Origin of the sequence: Actinacidiphila bryophytorum (assembly GCF_016916835.1) — a bacterium.
GTDB lineage: Bacteria > Actinomycetota > Actinomycetes > Streptomycetales > Streptomycetaceae > Actinacidiphila > Actinacidiphila bryophytorum.
Window position 1 is genome coordinate 80,117 of sequence record NZ_JAFFIX010000002.1, and the last position, 17,917, is coordinate 98,033.

Genomic DNA, 17,917 nt, shown 5'->3' on the forward strand with positions numbered 1-17,917 from the left:
AAGTCCCCGATGGTGTCAGTCCTGCTTGGTCGCCACGATCTCCAGGAAGACCAGGCTGGTGTCGTTGATGAAGGCCGAGCCCTTGGTCACCCCGATGGCCTTGTTGCTGACCTCGGTGGTGGCCGAGAACCTGGCCGTCTTCCTGCCGTCGGCGCCGGTCTCGATGCCCTGCACCTTCAGCCGCAGCGTGGACTGCTTGGTGACGGCCAGCGCGGTCAGGTCGCCGTCGACCAGGAAGTCGGCGCCGTCGGTGCGCACCCCGGTGGAGGCGAAGGTGATCGTCGGGTACGTCCCGGTGTCCAGGTAGCCGGCGTGCTGGATGTCCTGGTCGCGCCGCTTGTGCTTGGTGTTGATGGACGTGGCCTGGATGACCGCGTTGACCGAGGAGTCCAGCGGGTTGTCGGCTAAGACGACGGTGCCCTCGAAGGCGTCGAAGGTGCCGCGGGTTTTCATGAAGCCGAGCATGCGTACCTGGAAGGCGACCTCGGAACGTGCGGAGTCGATCACCCACGTACCGGCTTCGTAACCGGGAATGCTTCCTTGCGTGGACATGGCGTTGAGTGCTCCTCGCGGTGAATCGAGCCGTAACAGCTGGTCAAAGGTACGGGTGGTCACACCGCCATGCGCAGGATCTCCCGCACGACGGGCTCGCACTGCGTCACCAATCATGACACGGCCCCTTCCGCGACCTCACACGGCGTCAGCTCTTCTGCACGGTACGGCGTCAGGTCACCTGAGTGGCCCACGTCACATACGGCCGGGGACGGGAGGCGAATCCCGCGGACGCGTCCCGACGTAATGAGTGCGCAAGGCAATCGCGACGCACCTGAGGGAGACGACATGACCGCACGGCGGAGATCCGTACAGCTCGGCGCACTCGGAGCGGGCGCAGCCGCCGCCCTTTTCCTCGGCGCCACGCAGGCGTCGCCGGCTGCGGCCTCGCCGGCCGGCGCCACGCAAGTGCCCACCGTCGTGGGATACACCGGGTGGGACACCTCGCTCGGCGGCGTCACGCACGAGTACTTCGCACCGAGCTGCGGTGACGTCTTCCGGGGTTCCGTGACCTCGTCGGACGGCAGCGGCGACGTGGTCGCCCGCATCGACAGCTTCACGATGACCTGCGACGAGGGCGTCACCGTGGCCCCGCACTCGCTCGGCTGGACCTTCACCAGCACCAGCGGGGGCCGCTCCTTCACCCTCGCGGGCATCGACCTGGACATCACCACGTCGCAGGGCACCTGCCGCTACACCGGCTCGGTGCAGGGCACCGAGGACGACCAGGGCCTCTACTTCATGACCGGCACCCTGGACCGGCAGAGCGCGGGCTGCGGCGGCGACCCGCAGATCACCGTGACCGACCCCGAGCAGGTGGTCGGCATCCCCGACTGACGCTCCCGCGCACGCCTTCGGCCCGCACCCGCCCTCCTCGACCCCTCCCTCCTCGGCCCCGGCCGCCGCCCCCGGCCGGTCCGCGGCAGCCGGTGACTCCCCCATCGGCACCGGCTGCCGCCCCGGCGTCAGAGGCTGCCGGACGCCAGCACCGCACCGGCCGCGGTCACCAGCCGGGCACCGGTGACCGCGGCCCCGTCCGCCGGCGCAGGCGCGTCCCACCACCCAGAGCCGCCGACGAGCCGGAAGGACCCGACGGGTACGACGCTGCCGTCGCGCCGCAGCAGCTGGCAGTAGACGGTGCGGTCGCCCAGCCCCGGGTCGCCGCTGACCGCCATGTAGAGCCGGGCCGGGTCGCCGGCGTAGAGGAAGAGCCGCCCGGCCGGGCGGTGGTCGGCGCTCAGCAGCGGTGCGGTCCTGCTGACCGGGGCCGCGGTGCCGCCCGGCCCGTGGTGCGCGGCGGTCGCCGCGAACCAGCCGGCGGCACCGAAGACCAGCGCCGCCGCGGCAGCGGCGGCAGCCGCGGGGACCCACCGCCGGGCCGCCGCGGGCCGGGCGCCCAGGCCGAGCGCGGCCAGGGCGCGCTGCTCGAAGCCAGCGGGCGGCTGGACCTCCGGGAGCAGGGCGAGCAGCCCGTCGCCGACGGCGGTGAAGGCCGCGAGGCGGCCCGCGCACTCCTCGCAGTCCGCGACGTGCGCGAGCGCCGCGGCCCGCTCCTGGCCGTGCAGCACGCCGAGTGCGAGGTCGGCCGCGAGGTCGCGGCGGGGGCAGGGCGGGGGCGGGGAGCCGCCGGCGGCGCCGGTCACGGCCGGCCCGTCGTCTCGCCCGCCAGCGCGGCCCGCAGCCGCCCCATGGCCCGTCTGATGCGCGTCTTGGCGGTGCCCAGCGGAATCCCCTCGCTCTCGGCGACCTGCTTGGCCGTCAGCCCGTAGATGCCGGCCATCATCACCGCCCGCGCCTGCTCCCTGGGCAGGTCCGCGATGGCCGCCCGCAGCTCCGCCACCGACTCGCGGGCCAGGGCCTGCCCCTCGGTGGTGGTGACGACGGCGTCGAGCAGCCGCCCGACCTCCGTGGGGTCCACCGGGGTGGCCCGGCGTGCCCGGGCGACGTCCACGGCCAGGTTGTGCGCGATGGTGCACAGCCAGGCCTGCACGGAACCGCGGCGCGCGTCGTACACCCGCCCGTGCTTCCACGCCCGCTCGAACGTCTGCTGTGCGACGTCCTCCGCGAGCCCCCGATCGCCGAGCACCGCGACGGCCACCCCGTACACCCTCCCCTGGAACCTGCGGACGAACGCCACGGCGACGTCGGCGTCGCCCGTCACGAGCCCGGCGAGCAACGCCTCATCCGGCAACCGCTCACCCGGTGTCCCCATCCGCACACCGTAGTTACGGACGCGGGGCGCAAAGGGATTGCGTTTGTGCGCCCCGGATCGGTTCACGGCTGCGCCGGCGACTCCCCGGGCGCGGCGGCCTGGGCCGCGGCGGGCGCGGCTTCGGGTGCCGCCTGCGGCTGCGCGGCCGTCTGCTCGACGCTGCGCTGGGCCGTCCGCAGCAGGTCGCGCGGCGACCAGCCGAGGTTCTTGCTGCCCCACAGCGTCGCAGGCCCCAGCAGGAAGACGACGGCCGCGGGCACCGCCGCCGCGAGCGGGATGCCCAGCGTCGCCGCCGCGCCCAGCCCGAGCGCCGCGGTCAGCGAGCCGCCGACGACGATCCAGCCGTCCCGCTTGGCCGCCTCCTGCTGCGTCGCGGTCTCGGTGCGGACCGGGTCCTCGGCCACGTCGGCCACGTCCAGCAGCCGCAGCCAGCGCTCCTGGACCAGCCGCTCGGTCAGGACGGACATCGCGGCGGCGAAGGCCGGCACCGCGCCCGCACCGTCCCGCAGCACCCCGTTGGTCAGGGCGTGCAACTCCTGCTGCACCGCGGCCACATGGGCCTTGAGCTGCTTGGAGCGCTCCTTGTCGGGGAAGTTGCGCTCGGTGGAGACGAAGTCGCCCAGCTCCCGGCAGAGCCGGCCCGCGAGGTATTCGACGTAGACGGGGCTGCCGTCCTTGCGGGCGAAGTCGGCGAACTCCAGCAGCAGTTGCCGGCAGGTGACGGCCGCGGCGTCGTCCGCGACGAACCTGGCCCAGTCCTTGGACTGCCGCGACGCCTGCAGCGCGACGGCCGCACCGCACATGTACACCGCGACCAGGGTGACCATCAGGACGGCGACGTCGTAGGCCGCCGCCTGGGCCACCATCGCCCAGACCACCGCGCCGAAGGCCGCCACCACCGGGATGCCGGCCCCGAGCGAGACCGCGTTGGTGGTCGACCTGACGGTGCGCTGCACCCGGGTCGCGTGCCGCAGCGCCGCGGACAGCTCGGCGGTCGTCAGACCCATCGGGTGCCCGTGGTAGCGCACCACGGCCAGCATCCGCCTGGCCTGCCGCCGGCACAGCCGCTCGTCCACCCGGACCGGCCACACGAACAGCACCCGGCCGCCCCGCCAGAAGTTCGACATGCCGATCTCCCGCAGGATCAGCCGGGCCGCCAGGTAGCACAGCGGCGGCAGCACACCGATCTCCAGAAACCCGGCGATCCCGAGCCGCACCAGATCCCCACTGCTCACACCCACCGCCATTCCCACCACCGCCGCGCCGCGCCGGATCCAGGCGCCCATCCTGGCGCACCCGCCCGCGCGGGGTCCCGGGAATCCCGCAACGCCCCCGCGCTCAGGGGAGGGTGGCCGCGATGTGGTCCAGGTGGGCCGTCAGGATGGACTCGAAGGCCGCGGGGCGGTCGGCGCCCAGGGGCTGGAGGGCGCGGGCGAAGTGGGACAGGGCGGGGTAGTCGGCCGGGTCGGCGCCCAGGACGGAGACGCGGAAGAGTTCCGTGCCCTGGGCGTACTCCTCCGGGGTCAGGGAGCTGACGCCCGCCTCGGCGGAGAGCAGGGCGGCGATCAGGATCACCAGCCGGTGGTAGTGGGCCGGGATGTCCTCGTCGGGCAGTCCCGAGGCGCGCAGGGCCTGCAGCAGCTCCTCCATGACCAGCCGGGCGCCGGTGCCGCCCGAGGCGTAGCGGCCCCAGACCGCGGCGAGTTGCGGCTGCTGCCCGAAGGCCTCGCGCAGCCGCAGGGCCAGGGTGTGGATGCGCTGCCGCCAGTCGCCCTCGGGGCGGTGGCCCTCCATGGCGGACACCAGGATGCGGTCGGCGACCGCACGCAGCAGGTCGGTCTTGTTACGGAAGTGCCGGTAGAGGCTCGAACGGCTCGCCGTCCCGAGCGGCACCGACCCGCGCCCGCTCTCGCCGCTGCACGCCGACGACCTGGGCGGGCTGCCGCCCGCGCTCGTGGTGGTGCCGACCCACGACCCGGTCGCCGACCACGGCCGCCGCTACGCCGAAGCCCTCCGTACCGCCGGCACCCCCACCCGCCTGACCGAGTACGAGGGCGCCGGCCACGCCTTCCTGAGCATGCCGGGCATGGCCCCGCATGCCGCCCCGGCCCGCACGGAGATCACCGCCTTCCTCCGCACGGCCCTGACCGGATGACCGGCGCACGCCGGATGCCGGATGCCGGACCCCGGCCGGACGACCGGCCCCGGTGGCGCGCCCTCCCCTGGTCCGCGTGATCGTCGGACGAAGCATAGGCGCCCCTCCGACAGCGCAGGCGCAGGGTGTTCACAGGAGCTTCACGTATCCGCGGCCCCGCTCCTGGGGAGTCCGTCGACCATCAGGCCGAGGGTGAAGTCGAAGCGGTCGTGCACCGTTCCCGCGGTCAGCTCGGCGGCGTAGCGCTTGGTCTGCGGGTAGCTGTCGGGCAGCGCGGCGAAGCGGCGCAGGAGTTCTGCGCGGCTGAGCACCCAGCCCTCGCCGCCGTCCTGGAGCCGCCCGCGGGCCATCGAGTGCTCCAGGCAGTAGGCGTTGACGTACAGCGAGAGCGAGTCGATCGCCCAGGCGGCGGCCTGCGGCTGCACACCGCCGGCCAGCAGGATGGCGAGCATGCCTTCGCCGACCCGCAGCGTGTCCAGGTTGGAGGGGGCGGCGGCGAAGGACGCCTGGGTGATCCCGGGGTAGCGCAGGTACTGGTCGCGCAGCTGGGTGCAGACGCCGGCGATCTGCTGCCGCCAGGCGGTGGGGTCGGGCTCGGGCAGCTCGATCTCGGCGCACAGCCGGCCGATGAGCAGCTCGTCGAGGTCCTCCTTGTTGACCACGTGGGCGTAGAGGGAGGACGGCCCGGTCTCCAGGACGGCGGCGACCCGGCGCATCGTGAGGGCCGGGTAGCCCTCCCGCTCCACGATGCCGAAGGCGGTGCTGACGATGGCGTCGACCGTGATCGGCTTCTTGCGCCCGCCGGAGGGCCCGCGCCGGGCCGCGGGGGCGTCCTGGTCGGTGCCGAGCCGGTGACGCGCTGCACGCCGTTGCTGCGGGTTCGGTGACATGCGGGCAGTCTAGCGAATCGCCACGAACAGTGTTCCACATCACGAAGAACACCGTTCGCCTTGTATAGAACAGCGTTCCGCTGTAGAACAGTGTTCGTGTCTACTGACCAGCACGTGTCGCAACCACCCGCCGACCACCCGACCCCCGCCACGCTGCCACCGCGTACCGCCTGGCTCGTCCTGGCCGTCGTCTTCCTCGCCGACCTGATGGACCTGGTCGACTCCAGCGTCGCCACCCTCGCAGGCCCCGCCATCCGCGCCGACCTCGGCGGCGGCCAGGTCACCGTCCAGTGGGTGCTGAGCGCCTACACCGCGGCCTTCGCCCTCGGCCTGGTCACCTCCGGGCGGCTCGGCGACCTGCTCGGGCGGCGCCGGCTCTTCCTGCTCGGCATGACCGGCTTCACCGCGGCCTCGCTGGCCTGCGGCCTCGCACCAGGACCGGTCTTCCTGATCACCGCCCGCACCTTGCAGGGCCTGTGCGGGTCGGTCATGATCCCGCAGGGCCTGGCCCTGGTGAAGGTCGTCTTCCCGCCCGAGCGGTTGCGCAAGGCGCTGATGCCGATCGGCCCGATCATGGGCCTGGCCACCGTGGCGGGACCCGTCCTGGCCGGCTGGCTGCTGCACCTGAACCTCTACGGCAGCCGGTGGCGCCCGATCTTCCTGATCAACGTCCCCCTCGGGGTCGCCGCGGGACTGCTCGCCCGCCGCGTGCTGCCCCGCCGCGGCGGCGAGGACCCGGCCGCCCGCCTCGACCTGGCAGGCGTCGGCCTGCTCACCGCCGCCTCCGCGCTGCTGATCGTCCCGCTCATCCAGGGCCGCGACCTCGGCTGGCCCGCCTGGACGTACGCCATGATGGGCGGCGCCGCCGTCCTGCTCGGCCTCTTCGTGGTCTCCGAGCGGCGCAGCGCCCACCCGGTCATCGCGCCCACCCTGCTGCGCAGACGCAGCTTCGTCGGCGGCCTGGTCGTCGTCGCCGGCTTCTACGCCTCGCTGAGCGCCTTCGTCCTTGTCGTCAACCTGATGCTGCAACTGGGCCTGGGCTGGACCCCGTTGCACACCGGGCTGACCCTCGTCCCGTGGGCCGCCGGCACCGCGGCCGCCGTACTGCTGGCCGGTGCGGTGCTCGCCGAGCGGCTGGGCCGCGCGAGCCTCCAGCTGGGGCTGGCCGTCGCGGTGGCCGGACTGCTGGCCCTGTGGTGGTCGACCGCCCGCTGGGGCACGGACGTCACGGTGTGGCGGCTCGCACCCGCGCTGCTGGTCACCGGCTTCGGCTCCGGCCTGGTCTTCGTGCCGCTGGTCGACTTCGTCATCGGCGACGCCACCGCCGAGGAGGTCGGCACGGGCGCCGGCATGCTCAACGCCGTCCAGCAGTTCGCCGGTGCCGTCGGCGTCGCGGCCCTGGGCACGGTGTTCTTCAGCCGCGCCGCCCACGCCCCGGCCCACTCCCCGCACTCCTACCTGGCCGCGGCCGCGCTGGTGTTCGCCGTCACCGCAGCGCTGAACACGGTGACGCTGCTGCTGGTGGGCCTGCTGCCGCGGCACGCCCAAGCGGCGCACGGTCACGGCTGACCGCCCCCGCCCGCCGTCAAGGCCCGGGCTCCCAGCGCCGGTTGCCGCGTTCTGTCCATGACGACGCGTCACGACCGCACCCTGGGTCACCGAAGTAACTTGTGTCACAGTGAACTCCCGTGGGGGTGCCACGAATCGGCGTCCGCAGCAGCAGGTACGCGGACGGCGCGGCGTACATCCCCCAGAAATCCCCCCACGGAGGAACACCATGACCACACGAGGAAACGGCCGCGCGGCGTCCGCGCTCGCGGTCTCGGCCGCGGTGGCCGCCGCCGCGGCACTGACCGGCGGCCCGCCCGCCACCGCAGCCCCCGCCCCGACCTCCCCCCAGGTACGGCCCATTGCACCGCCCGCCTCGAAGACCCTCACACTCGTCACGGGCCAGCGCATCCGCGTCGACATGGCGGGCGAACGCGTCACCGCCTACCGTGTGCTGCCCGGCGCGGGCGCCGACGGGACGCTGCTGTCCTTCGGCGTCGGCGGCGGCGACCGCTACACCCTGCCCGCCGACGCCATGCCGCAGATCGGCCGCGGGCTCGACCTGTCGCTCTTCGACGTCACCGCGCTCGCCCGGCAGACCACGCAGGACGGCCGCATACCCGTGACGCTGGACTTCGCCGACGGCGCCACCCCCACGGCCCCGCACGGCGTCCAGCTCACCTCGACCTCGACCTCCACCGGCCGCTCGACGGCCGCCGGTTACCTGACGCCCGCCGCCTTCGCGCAGGCCGTACGGGAGCACCGCCTCCCGCCGTCGCTGGCCTCCGTACGGCTGCGCGGCGCACCGCAGGCGGCGGCCCACCCGGACTTCCCGCTGCACACCCTGCAGATCACCGCGGCGGGCCTGGCGGGGGCGCCGGCCGACACCCCGATGGGCAGCATCGTGCTCAACACCGACGACGTCAGCCGCTTCGGCACCGCCGTCCCGGTGGACGGCGGCGAGGGCAACGTCCAGGTCCCCGCGGGCCATTACGCGATCTACACCGTCTTCCTCGACCACGACGCACAGGGCAACGCCGTCGCCTACCGCGAGGTCGCACAGAACGCCACCGTGGCCGACAGCGGCGGCACCACCGCCGTGACCGCCGACGAGAGCGCCGCCGACCGGCGGGTCGGCGTCACCACACCCCGGCCCGCGAAGGCCGACCTGCTCAAACTCACCTGGTTCCGCAAGGGTCCGACCGGCCTGGTCTCCTTCGACAGCGTCCAGATCGGCGACCCCTCGACCGAGGCGGTGTACGTCAACGCACAGCCCGCCGCGCCCGACGGCTCGCGCTACACCGTCCAGTGGGGCGGCAGCTCCGGCTCCGCCACCGGCAGCGGTGCCTACCGCTACGACGTGGCCTTCGGCTCCGACGACGTACCCGCCGACCAGTCCTTCGCCGTACGGGACGACCAACTGGCCACCATGGAGCAGCACTTCTCCGCCGACCCGGCGGGCGGCGGCTTCTCCGGCGCCCTCTACGTGCTGCCCGTCGACGACTTCACCCGGGCGGTGGAGGCCGCGGGGCAGGCCGTCCTCGCCCCGCCGGTCGACCAGGGCGCCACGCACATCCCCGGCACCCGCACCGAGTACATGGGCACCGCCGACGGCGGCGCCTGGTCGTACACCGAACTGACCCCGCAACTGGACACGTTCGAGGCCGACATCACGACCCTGGCCGCCGGCTCCACCCACCGGATCGACTGGGCGCACGGACCGCTCGCGCCGGGCCTGGGCGCGCACCGCGACCAGCAGCTGCGGGACTGCACGGCCTGCGCGGGCGGCGGGCTGTTCAGCCTGTACTTCCCGACCGGCGACAGCGAACCCGACCACATCGGCAGCACCTCCGCCACGTCCACGAACTTCACGCTCTACCAGAACGGCACGAAGGTCGCGGACGAGCCGGACGTCATCGGCGCCCAGGTGCCGGCCACCGGCCAACCCGCCACCTACCGGGCGGTGTTCGACACCGATCGCACCGGCACCGGCGCCACCCAGTCGACCCGCACCCACACCGACCTCGGCTTCCGCGACCCCGGAGGCAGCGATCCCGCGCTCGCCCTGCCCGCAAACGTGCCGTGCCCGGAGACCGACTGCCGGATCATGCCGGCCCTGACCCTCACCTACCGCCTGGACACCGACCAGTCCAACACCAGCACCGGGGCCGGGCAGGCGATGGACCTCACCGTGGGCCACCTGTCCTACGACGGCCGCGGCTCGCAGGCCGCGATCACCTCGGCCGCGGTGTCGGTCTCCTTCGACGGCGGCACCACCTGGCAGCCCGCGGCCCTCACCGGCGCGGCCGGCACTTACCACGCCACCTGGCAGAACACCGGCACCGCCGCCCCCGCCCTCAAGGTCACCGCGGCCGACGCAGCAGGCGGCACCCTCACCCAGACGGTCACCGCCGCGTACAGCCTGGCCGAGGGGGGTCTGCGATGACACGCACCGTTGGGTGGCCCGCCCGTCCGAGGTCCGCCCGCAGGACGTCGCTGTGGTGCGTGGCGGCCGCCGCCGCCCTCCTCCTGCTCCCCGCCGCACCTGCCACCGCGTCCCCCGCCCCCGTACGCGCGGTGTGCGGCCCGGCGGACCCGGGCGCCGTGCACTGCCTGGCCCAGGTGCGTACCGACGTCCACGCGGGCCTCGGCGTACGCGGCCCGAACGCCCGCAGCACCGCACTCGCCGAACTGCCGCCCGGATACGGCCCGTCGGAACTGCGCGCCGCCTACCGGCTGCCCGCGGAGGGCGGCACCGGCCAGACCATCGCCGTCGTCGAGGCGGGCGACGACCCGCAGGCGGAAGCCGACCTGGCCGTCTACCGCACGACCTTCGGCCTGCCGCCCTGCACCACGGCCAACGGCTGCTTCCGCAAGGCCAACCAGCGCGGCGACGCCGCCCCGCTGCCGCCCGACCTGGGCTGGGGCGTGGAGGCCGCGCTCGACCTGGACGCCGCCTCCGCGCTGTGCCCGTCCTGCCATCTGCTGCTGGTCGAGGCCGACCAGGCGGCGGGCGACACGCTGGCCGCCTCGGTGGACACCGCCGCCGCCCTGGGCGCCACCGAGATCTCCAACAGCTACGCGGCATCGGAGAGCAACCAGAACGCCGCCTTCGCCGCCCACTACACGCACCCCGGTGTGGCCGTCGTCGCGTCCTCGGGCGACGCGGGCTACGGCATCCCCAGCGTCCCCGCCGCCTACCAGAGCGTGATCACCGCGGGCGGTACCACGCTCACCGCCGACCCGGGCAGCGCCCGCGGCTGGACGGAGAGCGCATGGGAGGGGGCGGGCAGCGGCTGCTCGGCCTGGGTGGACAAGCCCGCCTGGCAGCACGACCCCAACTGCCCCGGCCGGATGACCTCCGACGTCTCGATGGACGCCGACCCCGAGACCGGCCTGGCCGTGTACACCACCGACGAGACGGGCGGGCAGGCCGCCGGCTGGTCGGTGGTGGGCGGCACCAGCGCCTCGTCACCGATGCTCGCCGCGGTGATCGCCCTGGCCGGCCACCCGGCGCGCTTCCCCGACGCCTCCCGCCTCTACACCGCCGCTGCCGGCCTGACCGACGTGGCCACCGGCAGCAACGCGGCCGGCACGGACTGCGGCGGCGACTACCAGTGCACCGCCGTCCCCGGCTACGACGGCCCGACCGGCAACGGCACACCCCTCGGCCTGACCGCCTTCTGACCCCCTGGAGGACGCGCGGCCCGGCCCGGACACCCTCCGGCCCGGGCCGCGCGCCGTCCCCGCCCGCACCCGCGACCTGACCGCAGGCCCGTCCGGTCCGTGCGGTGACTTCCGGCCGTCAGCGGTGTCCGTACGGACGAGGGCCCCGCGGGGCACCGGGACAGCCCCGGGGAAGGCCAGGGGCACGAGGACGGGAACGACAATGGCAAGTGCGCAGTCCGCCGCCGTGGCGGCGATCTACCGGACGTGGCTGGCCGGACCGGCCGAGGGCGATCCGATCCACGACCAGCGGCAGTGGGACGTCCTGACCTCCGAGCCGGGCGGTGTCGACTACCAGGAGGCCGAGGTCGCCGGGTCGACCGCCTGGTGGGTCACCCCGCACGACAGCGACCGGGACCGGGTGCTCTTCTGCGTGCACGGCGGCGGATTCGTGTCCGGGTCGGTCCACACCCACCGCAGGATGTTCGCCCACCTGGCGAAGGCCGCCGGCGTACGCGCCCTGGTCGTCGGCTACCCGCTGCTGCCGCAGGGGGCGCACCCGGTCGCCCTGGACACGGTGTTCGCCTCGTACAAGGCGCTGCTGGCCACGGGGGTGCGGCCCGAGCACATCGCCCTGGCCGGGGACTCCGCCGCTGCCGTCGCGCTGTTCGGGCTGCAGCTGCGCGCCCGCGACGAGGGCCTGCCGCTGCCCGCAGCCACGATGCCGATCTCGCCGTGGGTCGACATGGAGGTCACCGGGGGGACGATGGAGACCAACCGCGAGGTCGAGGCGCTGTTCAACCAGCCCTGGGTGGCGCAGATGGCCGCCGGATACCTCAACGGCACCAGCCCCCGCGACCCGTACGTCAACGCCCTGTACGCCGACCTGACCGGCTTCGGGCCGCTGTACATCCAGGTCGGCGGCCACGAGGTGCTGCTCGACGACTCCCGGCGGCTGGCCGAGCACGCCGAGAAGGCCGGGGTCGAGGTCCGCCTCGACGTCTTCCCCGAGATGCAGCACACCTTCCAGATGATGGCGGGCCGCGCCCCCGAGGCCGACGACGCGATCGCCCGGCTGGCCGCCTGGGTACGCCCCCTGCTGGGCCTGTGACCCCCGGGGCGTAGCCCGTTCCGGTGACCTGCCCTGCCGTTGTGCGCCGGGGTGGGCGCGTCCGGGCGCCCGCCTCCGGCGGCGGGTGCTTCGCTCGGCCCATGACGTCCGTACAACTCCTGGCAGGGCAGAAGGCGCTGGTGACCGGTGCCAACTCCGGTATCGGCAAGGCGACCGCGATCGCGCTGGGCCGGGCCGGCGCCGACGTCGTGGTCAACTACGTCGCCGGCGCCGACGCGGCCCGGCAAGTCGTCGACGAGATCACCGGGTTCGGGGTCCGCGCCTACGCCCACGAGGCGGACGTGTCCGACGAGGACCAGGTCGTCGCCATGGTGGCCCGCATGGTGGAGGAGTTCGGCACCATCGACATCATGGTCGCCAACGCCGGCCTGCAACGGGACGCCGCCGTCGCGCAGATGTCGCTCGCCCAGTGGCAGAAGGTCATCGACGTCAACCTCACCGGGCAGTTCCTGTGCGCGCGCGAGGCCGCCAAGGAGTTCGTCCGCCGCGGTGTCGTCCCCGAGGTGTCGAAGTCCGCGGGGAAGATCGTCTGCATGAGCTCGGTCCACCAGGTCATCCCCTGGAGCGGCCACGTCAACTACGCCTCGTCCAAGGGCGGTGTCGGCATGCTGATGCAGACCCTCGCCCAGGAGCTGGCCCCCCAGCACATCCGGGTGAACGCCGTCGCCCCCGGCGCCATCCGCACCCCCATCAACACCGCCGCCTGGGACACCCCGGAAGCCGAGGCGGAACTGCTCAAGCTGATCCCCTACCGCCGCGTCGGCGACCCCGACGACATCGCCAACGCCGTCGTCGCGATCTCCTCCGACCTGCTCGACTACGTCGTCGGCACCACCTTGTTCGTCGACGGGGGCATGACGCTCTTCCCCGGCTTCGCCACCGGCGGCTGAGCGCCGATGGCACACCAGGACGAGAGCCGGGCGGAGGCCGCGGAGCTGCCGGCCCATGTCACGCCCCGCCGGGTGGTCATCGTCGGCGGCGGCTTCGCGGGCCTGTTCGCCGCCCGCGCGCTGCGCCGTGCCCCGGTCGCGGTGACGCTGCTCGACCGCCGCTCCCACCACCTCTTCCAGCCGCTGCTGTACCAGTGCGCGGCCGGCATCCTGTCCGAGGGCCAGATCGCCCAGCCGCTGCGGGCCGTCCTGCGCCGCCACCACAACGTGAGCTGCCTGCTCGCCGAGGCCACCGACGTGGACGCCGGCGCCCGCGTGGTGCACGCGCGCCGGCCCGACGGCAGCGAACTGGCGCTGCCCTACGACGACCTGATCGTCGCCGTCGGCATGCGCCAGTCCTACTTCGGGCACGACGAGTTCGCCGAGCACGCCCCCGGCATGAAGACGCTCAACGACGCCCTGGACATCCGCCGCCGGCTCTACCGGGCCTTCGAGATGGCCGAGACCGCGGCCGACCCGGAGGAGCGGCGCCAGTGGCTGACCTTCGCGCTGGTCGGCGGCGGCCCGACCGGCGTCGAACTCGCCGGCCAGATCCGGGAGATCGCCGGGCACACGCTCGACCGGGAGTTCCGCACGATCAACCCGGCGGAGGCGCGGGTCCTGCTCTTCGAGGGCTCGGACGAGGTGCTGGGCGCCTTCGGCCGGCCCCTGACCCAGCGGGCCGCCCGCACCCTGGAGAGCCTCGGCGTGGAGCTGCGCCTGGGCACCCGGGTCACCGGCGTCGACGCGCACGGCCTCGACGTGCTGGACCGCGACGGCACCACCACCCGCTTCGCGGCCCGCACCGTGCTGTGGACGGCCGGCGTCGAGGCACCGCCGATCGCCGCGGCCCTGGCCCGGGCCACCGGCGCGCAGACCGACCGGGCCGGCCGTATCGCCGTGCAGCCCGACCTCACCCTTCCCGGGCACCCCGAGATCCGCGTCACCGGCGACGTGATGGGCCTGGACCGGCTGCCCGGCCTCGCGGAGGTCGCGATGCAGACCGGGGCGTACGCCGGCCGGCACGTACGGCACTCGGTCGAGGGCCGTAAGAAGAAGCCCAGGCCCTTCCGCTACCTGGACCTCGGCAGCGCCGCCTACATCTGCCGCGGCCGGGCCGTGGTGAAGGTCGGCCGGCTGCACCTGTCGGGCTTCCTCGGCTGGCTGGTGTGGCTGCTGATCCACCTGGCCTTCCTCACCGGCTTCCGCAGCAGGATCGGCGCCGTGCTGAGCTGGTCGGTCGTCTTCGCCTCCGGCGCCCGGCGGGAACGGGCCTTCGGCACCCCCGAGGGTCCGGCGGCGGGCAAGGGCTGACGGCTGCTTCTCGGGCTCAGGCGTTGCGGTCCGGCCTCGCGGTCAGGCCTTTCGTACGACCGGCGGGGTCCAGCGGCCGTCCAGGACCTGGGGGCGGGGCGCGTACAGCCGCAGCGTGACGCCGAGCGGGCCGTCGGGGGCGGGCAGCCAGTTCGGCTCGCGCCCGGGCCCCGGGTTCTTCCGGCCGAGGTGGAGGTCCAGGGAGCCGTCCGCGTTGTACGTCGGCGGGTCGCGGTCGCCGAGCGCGTAGCGGTCCAGCTCGTTGGGCGCCTGCAAGCCCTCGGCGTCGTACATCGTCACCGACCAGAAGGCCTCGACCGGGGGCAGCGCGCCGGCGTCGAAGTGGATCACGTAGGCGCGGGCGAGGAATTCCCTGCCGATCAGCCCGTTGACCAGGGCCAGCGGCTCGGTGGGCGGGAGAAGTACGCCTCACGGCTCAACGTCCCGAGGTCGTCACCCAGCTTCCCCACGCGCGCACTCCCGTCCGTCCCTGTGCCCTGGGTCTCCAGCGTGGCACCGGGGCGCGGACCCGGCATCTCGGCCGAGTTCTCAGCGGGGGCGTGAGGTCAGCGGGGCGGGCGGACGGCTTCCGCGGCCTGCGGTGCCGTCCAGCTGGCCAGGAGCTTGAGCCGGTCCTCCGAGGGGGTGCCGGGCTCGGCCGCGTAGACGACCAGCTCGTCGGCCGTCCGCTGCGGCAGCGGGAGGTCCAGGGAGCGGAAGGCCAACTCCAGCCGGCCGACCTCCGGATGGTCGATCCGCTTGACGCCTTCGTGGTGGATCCGGACGTCGTGGCTGGCCCACATGGTGCGGAAGTCCGGGCTGAGCGTGGAGAGTTCGCCGACGAGTCCACGTAGGTCCCGGTCGTGCGGCGCACGTCCGGCTTCGGCGCGGAGCACCGCGACCGTGGCCCTCGCGCCTTCCTCCCAGTCGGCGAAGAAGTCCCGGGAGCCGCGGTCGAGGAAGAAGTACCGGGGGAAGTTGGCGCACCCGCGCCCGGCCGTGGTGACGCTGCCGAACATCGGTGAATACAGCGCCCTGCACAGCGCGTTGCTCGCCACGATGTCCAGCCGCCCGCTGCGTACGAAGGCGGGCGCCATCGTCATCGCGTCCAGCGTCCACCGGACGGAAGCCGGGACCGCGACGTCCTTGCGGCGGTGCGGCTCGCGGCGGTGCGGCTCGCGGCGGGCGGGCCGGGCCGCCCTGGCCAGGTCGAGCAGGTAGGTGCGCTCGTCCTCACTGAGCAGCAGCGCCCGGGCGACCGCCTCCAGCACGCTCTCGGACACCCCGCTGATGTGGCCCTTCTCCAGCCGCGTGTACCACTCGGTGCTCACCCCGGCGAGGACCGCGACCTCCTCGCGCCGCAGCCCGGGAACCCGCCGCCGCCGTCCGGCGGGCAGCCCGACACGCTCCGGTGCGACCTTGGCCCGCCGGCTGACGAGGAAGTCACGGATGTCCGAGCGGTTGTCCGAGCGGTTGTCCGAGCGGTTCTCCGGCGGGGGTTCCATTCCTCCACGGTACCCAGGGCCGGGGCGGGTGAGAGGGGTCGCGTTTATACCCCCCATAAACACGAGCTTGTCCGCTTTGGGGGCCGCCGGTTTCGTGGTGGCAGCACCTGGTTTCCCCCTTCACATCCCAGGAGGATGACGATGACGGCCAAGACCGTACTGATCACCGGAGCGACCAGCGGGATCGGCGCCCGCACCGCGCGCCTGCTCCTCGACCGCGGCCACCGCGTGGCGGTCACCGGCCGCGACGAGAGCAGGCTGAGGGCGTTCGTCGACGAGTCCGGCCACCCCGACCGGCTGCTGGGCCTGGTCGCGGACGCGGCCGACTGGCAGGCCACCGAGTCCGCCGTGACCCGCACGGTGGAGCACTTCGGCGCCCTCGACGCGGCGGTGGCCAACGCCGGTTTCATGTCCGGCGACTCCATCGGCGCCGGCGACCCGGCCCGGTGGGCGCCCATGGTCCTGACCAACGTCCTCGGCCCCGCCCTGCTGGCCCACGCCGCCGTCCCCCACCTGGAGGCCACCGCCGGTCGCCTGATCCTGATCGGCAGCGTCGCGGGCCTGAAGAACTCCCCCGCCAACCTCTACTCGGCCACCAAGTGGGCCACCACGGGCCTCGCCGAGAACCTGCGCCTGTACGCCACCACCCGCGGCATCGGCGTCACCCTCGTCAACCCGGGCATGACCGCCACCCCCTTCTGGCACGACACCCCGGTCCCCTCTTTCGCCCTCCCCCCCGAGCCCATAGCCGAGGCCATCTCCTTCGCCCTGACCCAGCCCCCGGGCGTCGACCTGAACACCCTGACCATCCGCCCCCTCGGCCAGCCCGCCTGACCACGCCGGCGGGCTGCCGGAGCGTACTGGTCAGAGCCTCATCTCGGGTTCCGGCCGGGGCGCCGTTGGGCCACGAGCGCGGCGATGTCGTCGTCGAGCCGGCCGGAGCTGTAGGCGACAGGTCGCGGTGGAGGTGCTCGAGGAGGTGGTGGGGCGCCTCGTCGCCCCAGGAGCGGAGGCGCTCGGCGAGCGGGCAGAACTCGCCGGAGGGGTCGCGGGTCTCGGTGACCCCGTCGGTGTACAGCACGAACTGGTCTCCGGGGCGGACGCGCGTCAACGAGCCCGCCTCGGCCATACGCCCGTAGCGGGCCACGGGCACTTTCGCCTGTCAGCGGCTACACCCGCTCCTGGTGCACCCTGATCCCGGCGGGCTTCAGCGTGCGGATCCTCGCCCAGCCCTCCCGCCCGCTCATCGCCTCGGCCCACTCGTCGAGATCGCCCCCGCCACCGTGGAAGAACCACGAGTCGAAGCTCCCCAGGGCCAGCAGTGCGGGTGCGGCTCCGAACCGAAGCTCGCAGTGGACCTGCAGGAAGTGGTCGTGGTCGCCCTGCCTGTCGGCGATCTCGAACTGCCGGGTGAGGTCCACCATGAACACCGCAGGACCGTCGAACGCGTAGGTCCCGTACTGGAACAGCAGACCGTCGGCGTCAGGTGTGTCCGTAAGGTCGAAGCGCAGCCAGGCGAAGCGGAGGAAAGCACGCCAGGCGCCCTCGGCGTCAAGGCCACCGAGCGCCTGCCGCCCGGTCTCCAGTTCAGCCTGAAGCAGCTCCACGGCCTGGCCCGTCGACGGCCTCCCCGCCACTCGCCATCTCCCCGCACTCGGCACCTGGGCTCAGCGTAGCCAGCCCGCGAGAGCCCCCGGCCACGGCGCCGGGTATACCTGGACTTAGCGCGTTAACGCTAACATTTCAGCAGGCCAGGCGACCCGCCCTCGGCTCGGAAGATGGGATGTCCGGCCCGGGACGTACCGCCGTACGCCGACAGCCGCTGTCCGAATCCGGGTTCACGCCTCTTGACAGGTCTGCGACACGGAGAGGACCGTCTCTCCGAAACCCGTGGGCAATCCCACGGCGCAATAGCCCCATGCGATGTTAGCGCTAACTAAAGGAGTCCTGCCTGCCTCGATGTGGTCTCTGCCGCCTCCGACGTCCCGACGTGCCGACGTCCCGTCCGCCGACG

Annotated in this window: 18 protein-coding genes and 1 pseudogene; 9 read left to right on the plus strand and 10 right to left on the minus strand. The window is 73.7% G+C overall.

Annotated elements, in window-relative coordinates; translation table 11 throughout:
• Nucleotides 1-15: 15 nt before the first annotated feature.
• On the minus strand, nt 16-552 hold the full coding sequence (locus tag JT723_RS03540) for a YceI family protein (protein ID WP_205042893.1): 537 nt from the start codon (nt 550-552) through the stop codon (nt 16-18).
• A gap of 288 nt (nt 553-840) precedes the next feature.
• On the opposite strand from JT723_RS03540, the gene JT723_RS03545 reads away from it, so the two are divergent.
• Nucleotides 841-1,389, plus strand: a complete 549-nt coding sequence (locus JT723_RS03545; RefSeq protein ID WP_205042894.1) for a hypothetical protein — start codon at nt 841-843, stop codon at nt 1,387-1,389.
• Between the two features lie 128 nt (nt 1,390-1,517).
• Here the strand turns inward: JT723_RS03545 and JT723_RS03550 are convergent, their stop codons facing one another.
• The 4 genes from JT723_RS03550 to JT723_RS03565 all read right to left on the minus strand — a co-directional run bounded on the left by JT723_RS03550 (nt 1,518) and on the right by JT723_RS03565 (nt 4,657).
• Nucleotides 1,518-2,195, minus strand: a complete 678-nt coding sequence (locus tag JT723_RS03550; RefSeq protein WP_205042895.1) for a hypothetical protein — start codon at nt 2,193-2,195, stop codon at nt 1,518-1,520.
• A complete protein-coding gene (locus JT723_RS03555; RefSeq protein WP_205042896.1) occupies nt 2,192-2,764 on the minus strand; it encodes an RNA polymerase sigma factor in 573 nt (190 codons plus the stop codon). The genes JT723_RS03550 and JT723_RS03555 overlap by 4 nt, the downstream gene beginning before the upstream one ends.
• Nucleotides 2,765-2,826: 62 nt before the next feature.
• Nucleotides 2,827-3,999, minus strand: coding sequence for a hypothetical protein (locus JT723_RS03560; RefSeq protein WP_205042897.1), 1,173 nt, complete (start codon nt 3,997-3,999; stop codon nt 2,827-2,829).
• Nucleotides 4,000-4,102: 103 nt separating this feature from the next.
• Entirely contained in the window at nt 4,103-4,657 is a 555-nt protein-coding gene (locus tag JT723_RS03565; RefSeq protein WP_205042898.1) for a TetR/AcrR family transcriptional regulator, read from the minus strand.
• A 61-nt stretch (nt 4,658-4,718) separates the two neighbouring features.
• Between JT723_RS03565 and JT723_RS03570 the strand changes: the two genes are divergently transcribed.
• Nucleotides 4,719-4,919 (plus strand): alpha/beta hydrolase, encoded by a 201-nt coding sequence (locus JT723_RS03570; protein WP_372441216.1) that lies wholly within the window; start codon nt 4,719-4,721, stop codon nt 4,917-4,919.
• Nucleotides 4,920-5,059: 140 nt separating this feature from the next.
• On the opposite strand, the gene JT723_RS03575 is transcribed toward JT723_RS03570, so the two are convergent.
• Nucleotides 5,060-5,809: a TetR/AcrR family transcriptional regulator gene (locus JT723_RS03575; protein ID WP_205042899.1), complete on the minus strand. Its 750-nt coding sequence runs from the start codon at nt 5,807-5,809 to the stop codon at nt 5,060-5,062.
• Nucleotides 5,810-5,905: 96 nt separating this feature from the next.
• On the opposite strand from JT723_RS03575, the gene JT723_RS03580 reads away from it, so the two are divergent.
• The 6 genes from JT723_RS03580 (at nt 5,906) to JT723_RS03605 (ending at nt 14,398) form a co-directional block, all read left to right on the plus strand.
• Entirely contained in the window at nt 5,906-7,378 is a 1,473-nt protein-coding gene (locus tag JT723_RS03580; RefSeq protein WP_307794108.1) for an MFS transporter, read from the plus strand.
• Between the two features lie 208 nt (nt 7,379-7,586).
• On the plus strand, nt 7,587-9,803 hold the full coding sequence (locus tag JT723_RS03585; RefSeq protein ID WP_205042901.1) for a molybdopterin-binding protein: 2,217 nt from the start codon (nt 7,587-7,589) through the stop codon (nt 9,801-9,803).
• Nucleotides 9,800-11,044 carry a S53 family peptidase gene (locus JT723_RS03590; protein ID WP_240165034.1) on the plus strand — a complete coding sequence of 415 codons (1,245 nt, stop codon included), beginning with the start codon at nt 9,800-9,802 and terminating at the stop codon, nt 11,042-11,044. Before JT723_RS03585 ends, JT723_RS03590 begins: the two co-directional genes overlap by 4 nt.
• Nucleotides 11,045-11,246: 202 nt before the next feature.
• Nucleotides 11,247-12,134 carry an alpha/beta hydrolase gene (locus tag JT723_RS03595; protein ID WP_205042903.1) on the plus strand — a complete coding sequence of 296 codons (888 nt, stop codon included), beginning with the start codon at nt 11,247-11,249 and terminating at the stop codon, nt 12,132-12,134.
• 101 nt (nt 12,135-12,235) lie between these two features.
• Nucleotides 12,236-13,045: an SDR family oxidoreductase gene (locus JT723_RS03600; RefSeq protein WP_205042904.1), complete on the plus strand. Its 810-nt coding sequence runs from the start codon at nt 12,236-12,238 to the stop codon at nt 13,043-13,045.
• 6 nt (nt 13,046-13,051) lie between these two features.
• Complete coding sequence (locus tag JT723_RS03605) at nt 13,052-14,398, plus strand: NAD(P)/FAD-dependent oxidoreductase (protein ID WP_240165035.1); 1,347 nt, start codon at nt 13,052-13,054, stop codon at nt 14,396-14,398.
• Nucleotides 14,399-14,440: 42 nt separating this feature from the next.
• On the opposite strand, the gene JT723_RS03610 is transcribed toward JT723_RS03605, so the two are convergent.
• Both JT723_RS03610 and JT723_RS03615 read right to left on the minus strand, forming a co-directional pair.
• Complete coding sequence (locus JT723_RS03610) at nt 14,441-14,749, minus strand: DUF1214 domain-containing protein (protein WP_251513032.1); 309 nt, start codon at nt 14,747-14,749, stop codon at nt 14,441-14,443.
• A gap of 215 nt (nt 14,750-14,964) precedes the next feature.
• Nucleotides 14,965-15,903, minus strand: a complete 939-nt coding sequence (locus JT723_RS03615) for a helix-turn-helix transcriptional regulator (protein WP_205042905.1) — start codon at nt 15,901-15,903, stop codon at nt 14,965-14,967.
• Nucleotides 15,904-16,044: 141 nt separating this feature from the next.
• Between JT723_RS03615 and JT723_RS03620 the strand changes: the two genes are divergently transcribed.
• Nucleotides 16,045-16,737, plus strand: coding sequence for an SDR family oxidoreductase (locus JT723_RS03620; RefSeq protein ID WP_205042906.1), 693 nt, complete (start codon nt 16,045-16,047; stop codon nt 16,735-16,737).
• 172 nt (nt 16,738-16,909) lie between these two features.
• Here JT723_RS03620 and JT723_RS34810 read toward each other — a convergent pair.
• Nucleotides 16,910-17,032: pseudogene (locus tag JT723_RS34810) on the minus strand (SpoIIE family protein phosphatase); the annotation flags it as partial.
• Nucleotides 17,033-17,072: 40 nt separating this feature from the next.
• Entirely contained in the window at nt 17,073-17,510 is a 438-nt protein-coding gene (locus JT723_RS34815; protein ID WP_251513034.1) for a hypothetical protein, read from the minus strand.
• Nucleotides 17,511-17,917: the final 407 nt, after the last annotated feature.